Here is an 18,279-nt window from a genome sequence, read left to right as displayed (position 1 = left end):
ACCGATTGGCGCGGCGGGTGCAAATGACCTGCGGCGCGACTTGCGCTAGACTGGGCCGGAACAATCGGAGAGGGTCACGATGCTGCGTGCGATGATTGCGGTCCTGCTGCTGGCCGGCCCGGCGGCGGCCACGCAGGAATACATCCTGCCGACGCTGTTCGACGTGACCGATGTCGCGTCCGACGACGTGCTGAACATCCGGAGCGAGCCGCACGCCGGGTCCCCGGTGATCGGCTCGCTGGCCGCCGATGCCGCCCGGATCGAGGTGGTCGAGGAACGCGACGGCTGGGCGCGGGTGAATACCGGCGAAGGCTCGAGCTGGGCCTCGATGCGCTTTCTGTCCCCTCGCAGCGACACATGGCAGGAGGGCGCGTTGCCGCAGGGCTTCAGCTGTTTCGGCACCGAGCCGTTCTGGGACCTGCAGGCCGAGGGCGACAGCCTGGTGCTGCGCAGTCCCGACAATCCCGATGACGCGCGCCCGCGCCAGGCGGTGCTGGGCAGCGGCATCTTTCGCGATCCGATGCGCGCGGTTCTGGGCCGCGACCTCACGCTGGTCGCGGTTCCGCAACTGTGTTCGGACGGCATGTCCGACCGGCTGTTCGGCCTGCGCGCCACGCTGGTCCTTCAGGACGGCACGCCCCGGCTGCTGTCGGGATGCTGCTCGATCGCGCCCTGAAGCGCCGCGCGCAGGTCACGGGCGACCTGTGCCATCCGGTCGGCAGAGGGGCTGGGCGGGGCCGAGAAGCCCTCGGGGCCATCGGCCAGATAGGCCTGCGAGGTCACGTCGTGGATGTGATGCATCGGCACGACATGGGCATGGGCATGGGCGACATGGATGCCGGTGTAGAACATCGCCACGCGCGGCACGCCCTGAAGCCGCTTCATCGCGCGGGCGATCGCCTGCGCGCAGGTGGTGATGCGGGTGGCCAGATCGACGGGCAGATCCTCGAACCAGACGTGATGATCGCGGGGGATCACGAGGGCATGGCCTTGGCGGATCGGGTGCAGGTCCAGGAAGGCGCAGATGCGGTCGTCCTCGTGGATGCGGTGCGCCGGCAGGTCGCCCGCCGCGATCCGGCAGAACAGGCAGTCGGTGGGGGCCATCTCAGCCGATCCCCAGAACATCCGCCATGTCGTATTCGCCCGGCCCCTTGTCCTGCCCCCACAGTGCCGCCCGCAGCGCGCCGCGCGCGAAGATGGCGCGGTCGGTGGCAAGGTGGCGCAGCACGATCCGTTCGCCCTGACCGGCGAAGATCACGTCATGCTCGCCCACCACATCGCCGCCGCGAATGGCCGAAAAGCCGATGCTGCCGGGCTGCCGGGCGCCGGTGATGCCTTCGCGGGCCGGGGTCCGCAGGTCGGCCAGCGCCGCGCCGCGGCCCTCGGCGGCTGCCTCGCCCAGCATCAGCGCCGTGCCCGAGGGCGCATCGACCTTCATGCGGTGATGGGCCTCGACCACCTCGATGTCCCATTCTTCGCCAAGCGCCGCCGCGACCTTGCGCGTCAGCCCGACCAGCAGGTTGACCCCAAGGCTCATGTTGCCGGCGCGGATGATCGGGGCATGGCGCGCCGCCGCCGCCAGCCGGGCCAGATCGCCCGCGTCCAGCCCGGTGGTGCCGATCACATGCACCGCGCGGGCCTGCGCGGTCAGTTCGGCAAAGGCCACGGTTGCCGCCGGCGCGGTGAAGTCGATGACCGCCTGGGCGCGGGCGATCATCGACACCGCGTCGTCGCTGACGATGACGCCGCAGGGCTGGCCGCCCATCGCCTCGCCCAAGTCGCGGCCGATCCAGCCATGGCCGGTCCTCTCCAGCGCGCCGACCAGCCGCGCCTCGCGGCTGTCGAGGATCAGCCGGGTCAGCATCTGGCCCATCCGCCCCGAGGCGCCGGTCACCACGATGCCGGGCAGCGCGCCCGATGCCGCCTGTTCGAAATCGCTCATCGCCCTTGCCCTTCCGCTGCCCGTGCCTGCGCCTGCCTGCGCCTGCCGCCTCATATCCCGTTGCGGCCAGCCCCGCGAGTCCCTACATCGGAGGCCATGGCACAGAACCGCTTTTCCCATGGACAAGGCCCGTCGCAGCGCCAGCTGCGGGTGGGTGAGCTGATCCGCCGCACGCTGTCGGACGTGCTGCTGCGCGGCGACATCCACGACCCGGACCTGAACCGGCATTCGATCACCGTGGGCGAGGTGCGGACCTCGCCCGACCTGAAGATCGCGACCGCCTTCGTGCTGCCGCTGGGCGGGCACGACGCGCAGGATGCGCTGGTCGCGCTGCGCCGCAACGCGCCGGAACTGCGCCATCTCGTCGCCAAGGCGATGACGCTGAAATACGCGCCGCAGCTTCGCTTTCAGCTGGACGAGACCTTCGACCGCCTGGACGACACCCGCCGCCTGTTCGCCGACGAACGGGTGCGCCGCGATGTCGAGGCGCCCGGGGCCGAGGACGGCGATGCTGACTGAGTTGCAGCGCCGCTTCGGCCTTGCGGCGGGAATGCTGGTCGCGCTGGCCCTTCCGGCCGCATCGGAAAGCTGTTCGCGCATGGATCACGATGGCCAGGGCTATGTCGTCTGCCAGGTCGAGGCCGCGCGCGAACCCGCACTGCGGCTGTGGCAGGACGGCGCCGATGGCCGGCCGCTGCTGAACTTCAACAATGTCCGCAAGGCGCTGGATCAGAGCGAAAGCCTTGAATTCGCAATGAATGCCGGGATGTTCCACCCCGATTACCGCCCGGTCGGGCTGCTGGTCGTCGACGGGCAGGAGCGGTCGCCGATCGTCACCGGCGCCAGCAACGACAATTTCGGGATGCTGCCGAACGGGGTGTTCTGCACCGGCGGCGCGCGAGCCTTTCAGGTAATCGAAAGCCGCGCCTTTGCCGAGGCGCGGCCCGATTGCCGGCTGGCCACCCAATCGGGCCCGATGCTGGTCATCGACGGCGCCCTGCATCCGCGGTTTCTGGTCGATTCCGACAGCCGCCATATCCGCAACGGCGTCGGCGTGTCGCCGGATGGCGAGACCGCCTGGTTCGCGATCTCGGACCGGCCGGTGACGTTTCACGAATTCGGGCGGCTGTTCCGCGACGGGCTGGGCGTCCGCGATGCGCTGTATTTCGACGGCTCGATCAGCCGGCTTTACGCGCCGGGCGTCAACCGCGCCGATTTCGGCCGCAGCCTCGGCCCGATCATCGGGCTGGTCGGCGGCACCGGCTGAACCTTGCGGTTGACCCGCATGGCGGCGGGGGGTATCCCGCCCGCTTCGATGTGCAGGGGACCGCGATGGGACGCAAGAAGGGCCGTGACATTTCCGGCTGGCTGGTCGTGGACAAGCCCGCGGGCATCACCTCGACCGCGGTGGTGGCCAAGGTCCGCTGGGCGCTGGATGCCAGGAAGGCGGGACATGCCGGAACGCTGGACCCGGACGCGACGGGTGTGCTGGCCGTGGCGCTTGGCGAGGCGACCAAGACCGTTTCCAGCATTACCGATGCTCTGAAATGCTATGACTTCACGGTGACCTGGGGCGCCGAGACGACAACCGACGATGCCTCGGGCGAGGTGCTGCGCCGGTCCGATGCGCGCCCGACACGCGATCAGGTGCTGGTCGCGCTGCCCGGTTTCACCGGCGAGATCATGCAGGTGCCGCCCGCCTATTCCGCCGTCAAGGTCGAGGGCGACCGCGCCTACGATCTGGCCCGCGAGGGCGAGACCCCCGAGCTGGCGGCCCGGCCCCTGTGGGTCGAAAGCCTGACCCTGCTGGACGCCGATGCCGACAGCGCCCGGTTCGAGATGGTCTGCGGCAAGGGCGGCTATGTGCGTGCGATCGCGCGCGACCTGGGCCGCCAGCTGGGCTGCCTTGGCCATGTCGCGCATCTGCGCCGCAGCTGGTCCGGCCCCTTCGATGCCGACGACGGCGTTGCTTTCGACCGCATCGACCGCGAGGCGCAGGACTGGCTTCAGGCCCGGCTTCTACCTCTGGAGGTCGCCTTGCAGGACATGTCGATGCTGCGCGCAACCCCCGAGGGCGCGCGCCGGATCCGCAACGGCAACCCCGGCGAGGTCACCGGCAGCGCCGAATGGGGAGAGCTGGTCTGGGTGGCCGATGCCAGGGGCCCCGTCTGCATCGGCCGCTATCAGGGCGGCACGGTCCAGCCCGAACGGGTCTTCAACCTTCAGGCGGCCATCGATCACGGCTAGGCTTCGCGACCGGCGATCGGCCGGGACGACATGCCGTGGCCGCGCCCTGCTCGTCCTTCCGGCGCCCATCCTCGGCACGCGCATCCGCTGCGCGGCGGCCATCAGGATGCGGCCGCCGAGGTGCCTCGTTAACCATTTGATACCTTTGACACGTGACTCCCGAGGGAATCGCCTCGACAGGCCGCGTCTCGGTAAATAGCCTATGATGGTGTCAATTTCTGGCGTAGGGGGCAGATGTCTTTCGCCAAGGCCCGGGATCTGCTTCGCCTCGCCCAGATGGCCGCCTCGCGGCGTGGCGGCGTCAGCCTTGAGGACATCTGCGTCGAGTTCGGCGTGTCGCACCGGACGGCGCAGCGGATGACCGAGGCGCTGGACGCCGCCTTCGCCAACGTCACCACCATGGACGCCGAGGATCGCCGTCGGTACTGGCGGCTGGATGCGCCCCCGCCCGAGCGGCTGCAGCCGCGACAGGAAACCACCATCGAGGCGCTGGAAATCGCAGCCCGCACCGCCCGCGACCAGGCGCGACTGCGCCATGCTCGCGCGCTCGAAGACCTGCGTGACGGGCTGCTGGCGCGGCTGACGCCGCGTGACGCGACGAAGTCCGAGGCCGATGCCGAGGCGGTATTGGCCGGTCTGGGCCAGGTCATGCGCCCCGGCCCCAGCGTCGCCCTGCGTCCCGACGTGACGGATGCCGTGATCGAGGCGCTGCGCGGCCCGTTCCGGCTGCGCGTCACCTACGGATCATCGGATGCCGCGCCGCGTGTGATCGAACCGCACGGCCTGTTGCTGGGCCACCGCAGCTACCTGGTGGCGCGGCAGCCAGCGCGCAGTGACATGATCCTGAACTTCCGCATGGACCGGATCCATGCCGCGGACGTGCTGAACGAAAGCTTCGCCTTCGCACCGGGATTCACGCTGGAGAACCATGCCGCCAGGGCCTTCGGCGTATACCAGGACCCGGCGCAATATGGTGAGGTGATCTGGCAATTCGCGCCCGAGGCCGCCGCGCGTGCCGCCGAATTCCGCTTTCACCCCACGCAGGTGCTGCAGCCACAGGATGACGGCAGCCTGGTCGTCCGGTTCACAGCGGCCGGATGGCTCGAGATGGCGTGGCATCTCTATCAGTGGGGCGACACGGTCGAGGTGATCGCGCCTGAGGGGCTGCGGGCCCTGGTCGAAGGATACCGAAGGCCGGATTTCGAGGCCTTGCCGTGATGCGATCTTCGGAAGGGACGGTGAATGACGGATGCTCTTGATCACGCGGCGCTGAAAGCCAAACAGCGCGCCATTCGCGGCGACTTCCCCGAAACCATGGGCCTGCGCGCGCATCGCGCCATCAGCTGGATCGGACGCGCCGAGACGTGCGGTGACGATGATGACGCCCGCTTCATCTTCCTGTGGATCGCGTTCAATGCCGCCTACGCCGACGAGCGGGAATTCCAGTCGGTGGCGCCGGGCGAACGCGCGGCCTTCGTGGATTATTTCCGCAGGCTGGTGGCGCGCGACACGGATCGCCGCATCTACAACGCTCTGTGGCGCCGCTTTTCCGGCCCGGTGCGGATGTTGATGGAAAACCGCTATGTCTTCCATCCGTTCTGGCAGCACCACAACGGCATCGACGGCTTCGAGGACTGGCGAGGCCGGTTCAGGGACTCGTCACGCGGCTTCGCCCACGCATTCCAGACGGGCGACAGCGTCCGCGTCCTGAGCTTCGTCTTCGACCGGCTCTACGTCCTGCGCAACCAGCTGGTCCATGGCGGGTCGACCTGGAACAGCGGGGTGAACCGGGCGCAGGTCCGGGATGGCGCCGCGATCCTCGGCTTCCTGATGCCGGTTTTCGTGGACCTGATGATGGACAATCCCCACGAGGATTGGGGGCGACCGTTCTATCCGGTCGTCGACTGAAAGCCGCCTGTGACGGGTTGCGGCTGCGTCGCGGGGACCGAAAGGCGGCGGTCGCGCGATCCCGTCCCGACGCGGCGGTGACGTGACGGTCCGGACCGCGGCGGCAACATCACCCCGGCGCGCAGCGATGCAACCGGCAGGGCCGCCCCGGCAGAGCCGTCACGCAAGGCCATATGGCGCCATTTGGCCAGGATCGCGTTGAGGTCCGTCTGGGGGGTCATGGTTGCCGATCCGCTGGTGCATGCCGAAACCTGCGAGAGGATCGAGGCGATCGTCGCGCGCGACGGTTGAAAGCCCCTTTTGCCGTTCCCTGTCGAGCCGGGCGACGGCAGCGGGGTCCGGGGGAAGGGCAGCCATCTGCCGGATGCGCTTCTGCCAGACCGCAAGAGGGCTTCCTGCCAGCGGTCCGCGCGCAGGCCATGAGGGGCCGGCGAGACAGGTGTTCGACGTCGGCCCGACCGATTCTCCGGTGATCCCGTGGGCCCACCGCGCCGTGCCAGAAGCGGCGCGCCTGCCCAGGCCGACCCTGCGCGCCGATGCGGGACGCGCGCCGTCGGATTGGCTGGCCCCGGTCGAGAACGTCAGATGGTCGCCGGATTCGAAGCGGGGCTGCGGTGCCGGCCACTGGATGACCTTTTGGCTCTGCCCCCTTCGTGCGGTCAAATGGCCGCGCCTGATGACCGCGCGGCATGGCGCGTTGCGGGGGACGAGGCGGGGGGCCGGCCAGCGCCCGGTCAGACGGTGACTGGCTGCGCCACCTGTGCCTGCACGTCGAAGACCCGGCGATAGCGGGCGATCTCGTCGGCGGGGCCGGTCGCCTTGGCGGGGTTGTCCGACAGCTTGACCGTCGGGCGGCCATCGGCGGCGACCGCCTTGCAGACCAGGCTGAAGGGCGCCAGCCCGTCGCCCGCCACCAGGCCGCGAAAGTCGTTGGTCAGCAGCGTGCCCCAGCCGAAGCTGACCTTGACGCGGCCGTGAAAGCGGCCGTGCAGTTCGATGATCTTGTCCACGTCCAGCCCGTCCGAGAAGATCACCAGCTTCTGGCGCGGGTCCTCGCCGCGCGACTGCCACCAGCGGATCGCCGTCTCGGCGCCCTCGGCGGGATCGCCGCTGTCGATGCGGATGCCGGTCCAGCCGGCCAGCCAGTCGGGCGCGTGCTCCAGAAAGCCGGGCGTGCCGTAGGTGTCGGGCAGGATGATCCGCAGATTGCCGTCATGTTCCTCGTGCCAGTCGGCCAGCACGTCGTATGGCGCCCGGCGCAGCCGGTCGTCGCCCTCGGCCAGCGCGGCATAGACCATCGGCAGTTCATGCGCGTTGGTGCCGATCGCCTCGATGTCGCGGCGCATCGCGATCAGGCAGTTCGAGGTGCCGGTGAACCGTTCGCCCAATCCCTCGATCATCGCCTGCACGGCCCAGTCCTGCCACAGGAAGCTGTGCCGCCGCCGCGTGCCGAAATCGGCGATGCGCAGGTCGCCGATGCCGCGCAGCGCCTCGATCTTTTCCCATAGCCGGGTCATGGCGCGGGCATACAGCACCTGCAGCTCGAACCGGCCCATGTCCCTCAGCACCGCGCGCGAGCGCAGCTCCATCAGGATCGCGAGGGCGGGGATTTCCCACAGCATCACCTGCGGCCAAGGCCCCTCGAAGGTCAGCAGATACTGGCCGTCATGCTTTTCCAGATGATAGGCGGGCAGCCGCAGCCCCTCGAGGAAGGCCATGAAGTCGGGGCGGAACATCTGCCGCTTGCCGTAGAAGGTGTTGCCGCGCAGCCAGGTGCTTTCGCCGCGCGCCAGCGTCAGGCTGCGGGCATGGTCAAGCTGCTCGCGCAACTCGCCCTCGTCGATCAGCTCGGCCAGCCGGATCCGGGTGCTGCGATTGATGAGGCTGAAGGTGACACTGGTCGTCGGCCTGTTGCGGAACACCGACTGGCACATCAGCAGCTTGTAGAAATCGGTGTCGATCAGCGACCGCACGATCGGGTCGATCTTCCACTTGTGGTTATAGACGCGCGTGGCGATGTCGACCATCGGGGGCACCCTTCCGCTTTTGACATTGGTGCCTTGAAAGACGGCGCCAGCGCAACCCCGCGCGGCGGCTCAGACCAGCGCGACGCCGGCGGCCGTCATGTCGCGCCGCGCCCGGTCGCGGCTGCCCTCAAGGTCGATGGCGCGGGTGGCGGCCTCGATCACGCGGACCTCGAAGCCCAGCCTTGCGGCGTCGATCGCGCTCCAGGCGACGCAGAAATCATGCGCCAGGCCGACAAGGCTGAGCCGCGTCAGCCCGCGATCGCGCAGGTAGCCGGCAAGCCCGGTCGGGGTGGCGTGATCGTTCTCGAAGAAGGCCGAATAGCTGTCTATGGCGGCGCGAAAGCCCTTGCGCAGAACCAGTTCGGCCCGGTCGAGCGCTAGATCCGCGTGGAACGCGGCCCCAGGGCTGCCGATCACGCAATGGCGCGGCCACAGCACCTGCGGCCCGTAGGGCATGGTGATGGTCGAGAAAGGCGCGGCGCCGGGATGATTGTCGGCAAAGCTGGCATGGTCGGCGGGATGCCAGTCCTGGGTCAGGATCACCGCGTCGAAGCCGTCCATCAGCGCGTTGATCGGCGCCACGATCTCGTCGCCCCCCGCCACGGCCAGCGCGCCGCCCGGGCAGAAATCGGCCTGCATGTCGATCACGATCAGCGCGTCTGCCATCGCCGCGGCTCCTGTCGGTTGCGCCTCATGCCTAGAAAGCGCAGCCCGCCCCGTCAATGGCCGTGGCCGGGTGGCCGGCACCTGCGGCTTTCCACAATGGATCGAAAATCCGCGCTGATGTAGCGTCAAGAGCGACGAAGTGATGGCTGACACAACGCAGGGGAGGGCGTGGCGATGCAACTGGACGAGGATCTGCATCAACAGGGCGAGTATGAGGAAGAGGCGGCGAATGCAGGCCGCTCGGCCCGGATGGTCTGGGGGTTGCGGCTGTTCGGCCTTGCGATGGCCGCGCTGGTCTGGCTGCTTCTGGGTGGATCGGAGGGGCTGTCGCCCGACGCCCGCGTCGTGGCCACCATCGGCACGCTGATGGCGATCTGGTGGATGACCGAGGCGATCCCGCTGTCGGCCACGGCGCTGCTGCCGATCGTGCTGATCCCGGCGCTGACCGAACGCACCGTCGGCGAGGCGACGGCGCCCTATGCCAGCTCCATCGTGTTCCTGTTCCTTGGCGGCTTCCTGATCGCCATCGCGATGGAGAAATGGAACCTGCACCGCCGGGTGGCGCTGCTGACGCTGCGCCGGGTCGGGGTCGCGCCGCGGCGGATCGTGCTGGGCATGATGCTGGCCACGGGGTTCCTGTCGATGTGGGTGTCGAACACCGCGACGACGCTGATGATGCTGCCGATCGGGCTGTCGGTGCTGTCGCTGGTGGCGACCCGCGGCGCCTCGTCGGGCCGGGCCGACCCCGCCGATGCGCTGGCCGCCGGCGGCAAGATCACCGACAGCGTGCGCGATCCCAATGTCGCGGCCTTCGGGGTCTGCCTTGTGCTGTCGATCGCCTGGGCGGCGTCGATGGGCGGGCTTGGCACGCTGCTGGGCAGCCCGCCCAACGCCATCGTCGCAGGCTACGCCTCGGACGAGCTGGGCCGCGAGATCGGCTTTCTGGAATGGATGCTGCTGGGGGTGCCGCTGGCCTTCGGGTTCATCCTCATCGCCTGGTTCCTGATGACCCGGCTTCTGTACCGCTTCGAGCTGCCCGAAATTCCCGGCGGCCGCCAGATGATCGATGACGAGATCGCCCATCTCGGCGCGCTGAGCCAGGGCGAGCGGATGGTGATGTTCGTGTTCCTCGGCGCGGCCTTCCTGTGGGTGGTTCCGGGTCTCCTGTCCAGCCTGCTGGGCGTCGAGTGGCTGGGCGGGCTGGACGACACCGCCATCGCCGTCGCCGCCGGGCTGGTCATGTTCATCCTGCCGGGCCGCGGCCGGACCGAGATGGTGCTGGAGTGGAAGGACGCTGAGAACGGCCTGCCCTGGGGTGTGCTGCTGCTGTTCGGGGGCGGTCTGAGCCTCGCCTCGGCGGTCGCGGCCTCGGGTCTGGACAGCTGGTTCGGCCAGCAGGTGACCGGGCTTGGCGCGCTGCCCAGCCTCGCCCTGGTCGCGGCGGTGGTCACCATCATCCTGTTCCTGACCGAGATCACCTCGAACACGGCAACGGCGGCGACGTTCATCCCGATCCTCGGCGGTGTCGCCCTGGGCATCGGCGCCGACGCCATGAGCCTGCTGATCCCGGCGGCCTTTGCGGCGACCTGCGCCTTCATGCTGCCGGTCGGCACGCCGCCCAACGCCATCGTCTTCGGCACCGGCACCGTGACGATCGCGCAGATGGCCCGCGGCGGGCTGGTGCTCAACATCGTCGGGATCCTGCTGATCACCGCCGCCTGCTACCTGATCGGCGGCTTCGCGATGGGCCTGACCTTCTGAGGCTTGCCTTGCCGGGCGCGGCTGGACTATGCCGCGCCCATGCTGACCGTTGCCGCGCTGTATCACTTTACCCGCTTCGACGATCCCGCCGCGCTGCGCGGGCCGCTGGCGCGGCTGGCCTGCGGGCAGGGGGTTCGCGGCACGCTGCTGCTGGCCCGCGAGGGGATCAACGGCACCATCGCCGGCACCCGCGCGGGCATCGACGCGGTGCTCGCCCATATCCGCGCGCTGCCCGGATGCGCTGCGCTGGACTGGAAGGAAAGCCCGGCAGCGACGATGCCCTTCGGGCGCATGAAGGTCCGGCTGAAGCGCGAGATCGTGACGATGGGCCAGCCCGACATCGACCCGACCGCCGCCGTGGGCCGTTATGTCGAGCCGCGCGACTGGAATGCGCTCATCAGCGCCCCGGATGTCGCGGTCATCGACACCCGCAACGACTACGAGGTCGGCATCGGCAGCTTTTCGGGCGCCATCGACCCCGGTACCGGCAGTTTTCGCGACTTCCCGGCATGGTGGCAGCAGAATGCCCACCGCTTCGCGGGCAAGCGCATCGCGATGTTCTGCACCGGCGGCATCCGCTGCGAGAAATCGACCAACTACCTGATTTCGCAGGGGGTGGACGAGGTCTATCACCTGCGCGGCGGCATCCTGAAATATCTCGAGCAGGTGCCCGAATCCGACAGCCTCTGGCAGGGCGAATGCTTCGTCTTCGACCGGCGCGTCAGCCTGACCCACGGGCTGCGGCCGGGCCGGCACGGGCTTTGCCACGCCTGCCGCCGGCCGCTGGCCCCCGAGGACCGGGCGCGGCCGGGCTTCGAGGAGGGGGTGTGCTGCCATCGCTGCATCGGTGAATACGATGCGGCCGACCGCGCCCGGTTTCGCGAACGCCAGCGCCAGTTCGACCGCGCCGGAGGCGACGGCGAGGACTAGGCGGCCTCGCCCGCCAGCCGCCCCGGATCGCGCAGTTCGATGCGGCGCCGGCCGGTGCGGATTAGCCCGTCGCGCCGCAGCTGCGACAGTACCCGGCTGACGATCTCGCGATTGGCCCCGATGCTGGCCGCGATCTCGGAATGGGTCGGCATGTCCTCGATCACGCCGCCCGGATGCAGTCTGCCGCGCTCGAAGAAGATCGACACCAGATAGGATCGCAGCCGCTGTTCGACGCTGAAGGTCACCAGTTCCAGGTTGCGCTGGGTCAGCACCCGGATGCGCGCGACCAGCGATTGCAGCAGCCGGTCGCGGACCACCGGCAGGCGGTCGATCAGCCGCAGGAACGAGTCGCGTTCCAGCACCAGCACCTGCGATTCGTCGCGGGCAACGACCGCCAGCGACCGCGCGCCGCCGTCCAGCGCGGCCAGTTCGCCGAAATGATCGCCGGTCTGGAAGCGGGTGAAGATGATCTCGCGCCCGTCCTCGGTCCAGTGGATCGCCATCAGCGCCCCCGACACCAGAAAGCAGACCTCGCGCGCCGCGTCGCTTTGCTGGAACAGCGTCTCCCAAGCCGACAGGCGCGACAGGTGGCAGCGGATGTCGAGCCCCTGCAGGTCCTCGGCGCGGACACCGCGCAACAGGGGCAGATCGTGGCGCAGAAGCAGATCGACCATCGCGCCCCTCAGCCGACCAGCGAGACCCGCTGCCCGTCCAGTTCGGGCAACGCGGTCCCGGCCGCGAAATGGCCGCGCGCCTCGGCCAGCGCCCCGGCATCGCCTTCGGGCAGGTCTGCCAGGTCCAGCGCCGCGCGCAGCTGCCACAGCCGCGCGCCCTGCCGGTCGGCCAGCGCGACGGCCTCGCGCAGCAGTTGCGCGGCATCCTCGCTGCGGCCCATGCGCAAGGTGATGCCGGCATGCAGGCGCAGGGTCTCGGCCTGCCAGCACCACAGCCGCGAGCGCCATCCCTCGTCGACCGCCGCGCGCGACAGCTGGAACGCCTCCTGCACCTGTCCGCCGCGGGCCAGGGCGGCGGCGTAATGGCTGGTGAAATAGGGCACCGCGATCATCACGCCGATGGCGCGCAACGCGTCGATGATGCGCCGGAACTCGGCGCGGCCGGCCTGGCTGTCGCTGCGGGCGGGGTCGATGATGTGCTGCCAGCACTGCCCGGTCAGCACCCAGAAACCGGCGCCCTGCTGCGTGGCGACGACAAGGCCGCGGTCCAGCCGCTCGCGCGCCTCGGCCAGGCGGCCTGCGGCATGCAGGGGCACGCTGCCCCAGATCAGCGCATAGGGCTGCATCACCGGGATGTTCAGCGCCGCCTGATGGCGGTCGGTCTCGGCCAGCAATTCGGTCAGCGGCGCGACCTCGCCGCAGAACACCCGGGCGGGCACCTCGAACATCTGTGCGGCGGCAAAGATGTCCATGCCGAAACGGGCGATCATCCGGGCGTGTCGCGGCAGGTCGTAGAGCGCCCGGATGCGGGCAAGATGCGCGAACTGGCTGCGGAATTCGCCCGAATAGAAGCTGCCGCAATTGGCCGCGGCCTCGGCGGCAAGGCGGATCTCGTCGCGGTCGGGCAGGCCGCCCGCCTCGGCGGCCCGCGCGGCCTCGTCCAGCAGCCGGCACAATTCGTCCGCACCCTCGCGGTCGCCGGCGATGATGGCGTTGGAATAGCTGCCGAACAGCGCCGCGCCATTGCCCTGGCCTGCGCCTTCGGCGCGGGCCAGCCGCAGCACCTCGGCATAGGCAGCGCGGACGGCGGGCGCGGCGAAGCCCTGCGACTGCATCAGGATCGAGCCGAGCGCGGTATGCGCGGCGATCTCGGGCTGGCTGGCGGCGGCGCGGTCGGCCGACTGGCCGCACATGGTCAGCGCGGCGCGGGCGTGATCCTCGGCATCGGCGAAGGCGCCGCGCATCAGCGCCTCGCGGCTGGCGGCCAGATAGCTGTCGGCGGCGGGCAGATGCTGCTGGGCGCGCGACTGGTGGCTGGCCAGCAGCGCGGGGGTGGCATCGGGCAGATCGGCGCAGCGGGTCTGCAGCAGCTCGGCCACGCGGGCATGCAGCGCCTCGCGCGTCGGCCGCAGCAGCTGGCGATAGGCGGCGCGCTGCAACAGCGCGTGGCTGAAGCTCCAGCGGGCCGGTCCGACCGGGCGGATGATGTCGGCGGCCTGCGCGGCGGCCAGCATGGCGGAAATGTCCGGGCCGCCCTCCGCCAGCGCCTCCAGCAGCGGATGCGAGAAGATCCGCCCCAGCACCGAGGCCTGCAGCAGCGCCGGGCGGGCCGGCCCGGTCGCGTCGATGCGTTCGGTCAGAAGATCGCTGAGCGTTGCCGGGATCTCGCCCCGTGCGGGGTTCGGTCGGGCGGCGTGCTTGACCAGCTGTTCCAGGAACAGCGGCACCCCGCCGGCATGGCGGATCAGCTCTGCGCGCGCGCCGGGGTCCAGCCCGGCGCTGCCGAAGGCGTCCAGATAGGCCTGCGATTCGGCCGGCGCGAAGGCGTCGATGCCGATGATCTCGATGGGCAGGTCGGACAGGTGGCGATGGATCTTCACCGTCTCGCGACTGGTCATCAGCAGGCGGTGCCGGGCGGGGTCCAGCGTCGCGATCAGCCGCCGCACCACGCCAAAGCTGGCGCTGTCCAGCCAGTGCAGGTCCTCGACCAGCAGCACCCCCGACGGAACGCCCGTCACGATCGCCCGCGACAGCGCGGTTTCAAGCCGCTCGCGCAGGGCGGTGCTGGAGAACCGTGCCAGCAGCGCATTGCCCTCGGGCAGGCCCAGGACCAGGGCGAGGCACAGGATCTCGTCCGCGTCGAGGGCCGGGAAATGCGCCGCCAGAACCGCCGGGCCGGCGGGGTCGGGGGCCAGCCGGTTCAGCAGCCATTGCCGGAAGGGGGCATGGCCCTCGCCGCTGTTCAGGGCGTCGGCGTGAAACACCGCGTGGGGCTGTCCGTCCTCGAGGAAGGTGCCTGCAAGGGTGGTCTTGCCGATGCCGGGCGGGCCGACCAGCAGGCAGGCGCGATCGCTGGCCCCAAGGATGCGGCCGCGTTCGGACAGCCGGCCGATGAAGGGCTGCGCCGCGCCGGACGTGACCGCGCCCTGCGCCAGGCCGCCGCCCGGCACGACGCGATAGACGGTCATCGCGCCGAAGCCCTTCAGCAGCGTGTCGGGCCGCGCTGTCACCGGCAGCGCGCCGCGCAGCAGATCATGGGTCTCGGGGGCGATCAGCACCTCGCCCGGCGCGGCGGCGCTTTGCAGGCGCTGCGCCAGCGTGGTGACCATGCCGGTCATCCGCGGCATCGGCCCGCCCGCGGCGCGGCTGGCGCGGGTCGCCACCTCGCCGGTGGCCACCCCCGCCCGCAGCGAGCCGCCGGCCCCGCCGGGAAACATGAAGCATGGCAGGCCGACAATGCGCAGCGCCGCCTCGACCGCGCGGCGCGCGGCATGTTCCTCGGCCCGCGACAGCCCGAACACCGCCACGATGCCGTCGCCCAGGAATTCGGTGACCTCGCCGCCCGCCGCCTCGACGATCTCGCGGGCCTGCCCGTAAAAGCCGTCAAGCCAGTCCTGCAGGTCCTCGGCGTCGGCGGTGCTGGCGAACTCGCTGAAATCCACGACATCCGCGAACAGGGCGGTGACCTGGCGCCGCTCGCCCCGCTGATCCGGCGCCTGTCGTATGGCGGTTCCCTGCATCGTCCCTCCTGCGGCCCGCCCGGTTCAGGGCAGGCGCGCACGCTCTGCCTCTAGCATTGCAAGCCGGCGGCTGTCGAACGGATTTGAAAGCGTCCAGCTGGTCCAGATGCGGAACGCGCCGGGCAGGCCGTGATCGAGCCGCGCGGCCAGCCGGTCGTCCAGGGTCAGCGGTCGGGCGTGCATCCGCCCCGCCGGCAGGTTGGCCAGCGCCGGATCATCGACGCGGATCTCGGCCGAGACGGGCGCCACCCGCGCCGAGGTCAGGCTGAAATCGAAGGCCGAGTAGTGCCAGCCGCCCATCGGCGCGCGGGTCACGACGACCTGCTGGCACAGCGCCTCGACGGCGGCGCATTCGGGCGAGGCCATCAGGGGATGCGCGAAGCCCGGCTGCTGGTACTGGCCCGACCAGATCGGCCTGCCCTCGGGCGAGGCGACGCTGTAGGCCGAATGGCCGATCTGCAGCTTGCCCATGCGCTTGTTGAAGCCATACATCACCACCCCGGCCAGCTGCGGCGGGCGGCTGTTCAGGTAAAGGTTCGGCAGATAGCTGAAGACGCCCGGCTGGCCCTCGACCCCGACCCAGTTGATCGCCACGATCGCCTCGAAATAGTCGCGGTAGCCCAGCAGCCGCGGCATCACCGACAGCCGCACGCCGATCTGCTGGTTGGCCAGCAGGGCGACCGGATGCGTGCCCGGCGGGGTCAGCCCCTGCGGCAGCAGGTGCAGCCCCTCGGGCAGCACCGCAGCCAGCGCCGCCGCATCGACGGCGTGGAAGCTGAAGAAGCCGTCGATGCCGCCGGTCGCATAGAGCGGCGTCAGCGGCCATTCCGCGGTCTGGGCATAGGGGCTGGCCAGCCGCGCCGCATCGCCGGGGCCCTGGTCGGGGGCCAGGTCGCCCTCGCCGACGATCAGCATATCGGCGCCGGTCAGCCCGCGCGCCGCCATCAGCCCCGAGATCGTCGCGGCCTCGACGCAGCCGGCGTTGATCCCGCAGCGCGTCCAGTCGCCCGCCAGATAGAGATTCTGGAACCCCGATTCGTCGGGCGGCAGCCGATACTGCACGCTGTTGGGCACCGACAGCACATAGCGTTCAGAGCCGAAGAAGTTCTCGCGGAAATACTGCGCGGCGAAACGGGCCGGACCATCGCCTCCCTTGACCGAATGCAGCAGCGTCGCATCGAAGCGGCCGTCCTTCAGCGCGCCGGGCCACATCCGCACCAGCTGGCTGTCGGCCCAGTCCCGCGTGCGGTCGGCCATGCTGCCCGGATCGGTGCCGGCGTCGTGGCAGGGGCTGCAGAAATAGGCGATCGAGACCGGCGGCGGGTCTGGCCATGCCTCGCGCGGCAGCAGGTCGCTCATGTCGGCCCAGGTGTCCAGCGGCTCGGCAAAGCTGGTGATGACGGTTTGCAGATCGGTCTGCGGGCCGCGGTTGTGCCGGGCCACCAGCGCGTTCCAGCCCATGTCGCTGGCACTGCGGTCCAGCCAGAACTGCGCCGCATGGGTGGCGACGGTCGGCACCCGGTCCAGCATCGCCTGCCAGCGCGGCGAGGCGGCGACCAGATCGGCCGCCAGATAGGGCATCGAGCCAAGCGAGGCACCAAGGATCACCTGATCGAAATCGTGCCCCCGCTCCAGCCGGAAGGCCGCGCCGCGCGGCGGCGCATGTTCCGATTCGAAATCGGGGTCGGAATAGTCATCGATCTGGTCCCACAGCGGCTCGGACGGCCAGCAGGGCAGGCCCGCCACCTCGCGCAGGGGCAGGTATTCGCCGCCCTTCACCCGCGCCTGCCGGACCATCTCGATCGCGGCGATGCCGCTGCGATCCTCGTCGAGGATCAGCCGCGTCGCCGCGCTGAAGAAGCGGAACCGCACGCCGCGCTGGCGCAGCACCTGGTAATAGGGCGCGAAGATCGTGTCGCCCATGCCCGCCTGCATCTTGTAGAACAGCGAGCCCTTGTAGCAGAAGGCCAGCCGCAGCAGGCCGCGGATCGCGGTGCCGGCGCCGACGCTGCGATGGTCGGTGACGCCGCCGGGATAGCCGAAGACATAGTCGTAGCAGCCCTGGAACACCGCCGAATAGACGGCGTCGCGGTCGGCGCCGTAATGCAGCAGCCAGTCGCTGATCTCCCAGTCGTCGATGGCGTCGAAGCCGGCCAGAAAGCAGCCCTCGGCGATGGTGCCGCGCGCGAAGGCCAGCGACAGGCTGACGAGGTAATGCAGCCGGCGCGATTCGTCGTCGCCGGACAGCGACGCCAGCACCCTGCCGTGCCAGTGCTGCGCCTCGGCGGCCAGCGCGGCGAGGGCCGCGCGTTGGGCACGGCTGTGGCGATGCGCCTGATCGGGCAGGCTGTGGGCATAGGCCCGCAGGTGATGCACCGGCGTCGGCGCGGCCGGCGGCAGGCGGCCGGCGCGGAAGGTGGCGTGGAACCGATGCGGCAGAAGCGCGGCTTGGGACCCGCCGCTGCCGGTCTGTTCCAGCATCTGCGCGACCCGGTCCAGCGCCATCTTGAACAGCGTGAAGGGCGAGGGCACGACCGTGCCGCTGCCCGGTTTCGCGTCATTCGGTTCGAAGTCGATGCGCCAGGGATGCAGCGCGGTGCCGCCGTCGGGCTGGGCAATCTCCTCTGCCAGCAGGAAATGATCCAGCCCGTGAAAGGCCGCGTCCAGCGTGCCAAGCGGCGCGTCGGCCTTGCGCAGCCCTTCGCGCACCAGCGTCTCGTAGCAGTCGCGCATCAGCCGGAAGGCGTTGTCGTAGAATCCGGCCCAGATATGCAGGCCGTGTTCCTCGATGCGCTCGCCGGCGGCGGCGTTGCGGCCGCTGGCGCCCTTGCCACCCAGCCGCCAGCCCATCTGGTGCAGCGTGATCTCGTACCGATCCTGCCAGCCGGGCAGCTGGGTGATCGCGTAGGCGGCGGTGACGGCGCCGACGCCGCCCCCGATGATGGCAATCTTCTGGCGTTGCGGCGACATGGGAACCTCGCTGCGCGGGCAGGGCGCGCGTGCCTGAGCGTCTGCATTCAGGATGGACCCATTTGCACGGTGTTGAAAAGCGTGAATTTCATCCGCACCGGGCAGTGTGGAACATCCTGGAAGCGGACGGTGGC

15 protein-coding genes are annotated in these 18,279 nt (G+C 70.0%); 8 read left to right on the top strand and 7 right to left on the bottom strand.

The annotated features are described in order from the left end of the window. The first annotated feature begins 79 nt into the window (after nt 1-79). Nucleotides 80-676 (top strand): COG3650 family protein, encoded by a 597-nt coding sequence (locus Q5Y72_RS07640; RefSeq protein ID WP_305962810.1) that lies wholly within the window; start codon nt 80-82, stop codon nt 674-676. Here Q5Y72_RS07640 and Q5Y72_RS07635 read toward each other — a convergent pair. After that, entirely contained in the window at nt 625-1,104 is a 480-nt protein-coding gene (locus tag Q5Y72_RS07635) for an HIT family protein (RefSeq protein WP_305962809.1), read from the bottom strand. The two genes, Q5Y72_RS07640 and Q5Y72_RS07635, sit on opposite strands and share 52 nt — an antisense overlap. 1 nt (nt 1,105) lies before the next feature. Beyond that, nucleotides 1,106-1,942: a 4-hydroxy-tetrahydrodipicolinate reductase gene (dapB, locus tag Q5Y72_RS07630; RefSeq protein ID WP_305962808.1), complete on the bottom strand. Its 837-nt coding sequence runs from the start codon at nt 1,940-1,942 to the stop codon at nt 1,106-1,108. A 96-nt stretch (nt 1,943-2,038) separates the two neighbouring features. Between dapB and rbfA the strand changes: the two genes are divergently transcribed. The 5 genes from rbfA (at nt 2,039) to Q5Y72_RS07605 (ending at nt 6,097) form a co-directional block, all read left to right on the top strand. Further along, on the top strand, nt 2,039-2,461 hold the full coding sequence (rbfA, locus tag Q5Y72_RS07625; protein ID WP_305962807.1) for a 30S ribosome-binding factor RbfA: 423 nt from the start codon (nt 2,039-2,041) through the stop codon (nt 2,459-2,461). Beyond that, entirely contained in the window at nt 2,451-3,209 is a 759-nt protein-coding gene (locus Q5Y72_RS07620; protein ID WP_371930791.1) for a phosphodiester glycosidase family protein, read from the top strand. Before rbfA ends, Q5Y72_RS07620 begins: the two co-directional genes overlap by 11 nt. 65 nt (nt 3,210-3,274) lie before the next feature. Then, a complete protein-coding gene (gene truB, locus Q5Y72_RS07615; RefSeq protein ID WP_305962806.1) occupies nt 3,275-4,189 on the top strand; it encodes a tRNA pseudouridine(55) synthase TruB in 915 nt (304 codons plus the stop codon). 234 nt (nt 4,190-4,423) lie between these two features. Beyond that, a complete protein-coding gene (locus tag Q5Y72_RS07610) occupies nt 4,424-5,407 on the top strand; it encodes a helix-turn-helix transcriptional regulator (RefSeq protein WP_305962805.1) in 984 nt (327 codons plus the stop codon). 24 nt (nt 5,408-5,431) lie between these two features. Beyond that, nucleotides 5,432-6,097, top strand: a complete 666-nt coding sequence (locus Q5Y72_RS07605) for a HEPN domain-containing protein (protein WP_305962804.1) — start codon at nt 5,432-5,434, stop codon at nt 6,095-6,097. A gap of 734 nt (nt 6,098-6,831) precedes the next feature. On the opposite strand, the gene pncB is transcribed toward Q5Y72_RS07605, so the two are convergent. Together pncB and pncA are read right to left on the bottom strand one after the other, a co-directional pair. Further along, nucleotides 6,832-8,124: a nicotinate phosphoribosyltransferase gene (pncB, locus tag Q5Y72_RS07600; RefSeq protein ID WP_305962803.1), complete on the bottom strand. Its 1,293-nt coding sequence runs from the start codon at nt 8,122-8,124 to the stop codon at nt 6,832-6,834. A gap of 69 nt (nt 8,125-8,193) precedes the next feature. Further along, a complete protein-coding gene (gene pncA, locus Q5Y72_RS07595; protein ID WP_305962802.1) occupies nt 8,194-8,790 on the bottom strand; it encodes a bifunctional nicotinamidase/pyrazinamidase in 597 nt (198 codons plus the stop codon). A gap of 174 nt (nt 8,791-8,964) precedes the next feature. On the opposite strand from pncA, the gene Q5Y72_RS07590 reads away from it, so the two are divergent. After that, nucleotides 8,965-10,551 (top strand): SLC13 family permease, encoded by a 1,587-nt coding sequence (locus Q5Y72_RS07590; protein ID WP_305962801.1) that lies wholly within the window; start codon nt 8,965-8,967, stop codon nt 10,549-10,551. Nucleotides 10,552-10,590: 39 nt separating this feature from the next. Continuing rightward, on the top strand, nt 10,591-11,481 hold the full coding sequence (gene trhO, locus Q5Y72_RS07585; RefSeq protein WP_305962800.1) for an oxygen-dependent tRNA uridine(34) hydroxylase TrhO: 891 nt from the start codon (nt 10,591-10,593) through the stop codon (nt 11,479-11,481). On the opposite strand, the gene Q5Y72_RS07580 is transcribed toward trhO, so the two are convergent. From Q5Y72_RS07580 to Q5Y72_RS07570, 3 genes are read right to left on the bottom strand one after another with little or no spacing between them, the layout of a single operon-like run. Continuing rightward, nucleotides 11,478-12,155 carry a Crp/Fnr family transcriptional regulator gene (locus Q5Y72_RS07580; protein ID WP_305962799.1) on the bottom strand — a complete coding sequence of 226 codons (678 nt, stop codon included), beginning with the start codon at nt 12,153-12,155 and terminating at the stop codon, nt 11,478-11,480. The two genes, trhO and Q5Y72_RS07580, sit on opposite strands and share 4 nt — an antisense overlap. 8 nt (nt 12,156-12,163) lie before the next feature. Continuing rightward, nucleotides 12,164-15,175, bottom strand: coding sequence for an adenylate/guanylate cyclase domain-containing protein (locus Q5Y72_RS07575; RefSeq protein ID WP_305962798.1), 3,012 nt, complete (start codon nt 15,173-15,175; stop codon nt 12,164-12,166). A 24-nt stretch (nt 15,176-15,199) separates the two neighbouring features. Continuing rightward, nucleotides 15,200-18,145: an NAD(P)-binding protein gene (locus tag Q5Y72_RS07570; RefSeq protein ID WP_305962797.1), complete on the bottom strand. Its 2,946-nt coding sequence runs from the start codon at nt 18,143-18,145 to the stop codon at nt 15,200-15,202. Nucleotides 18,146-18,279: the final 134 nt, after the last annotated feature.

Origin of the sequence: Paracoccus spongiarum, from assembly GCF_030732095.1 — a bacterium.
Taxonomy (GTDB): domain Bacteria; phylum Pseudomonadota; class Alphaproteobacteria; order Rhodobacterales; family Rhodobacteraceae; genus Paracoccus; species Paracoccus spongiarum.
The sequence above is the reverse complement of the archived record's forward strand: the minus strand, read 5'-3'. Positions and strand labels throughout refer to the sequence as shown.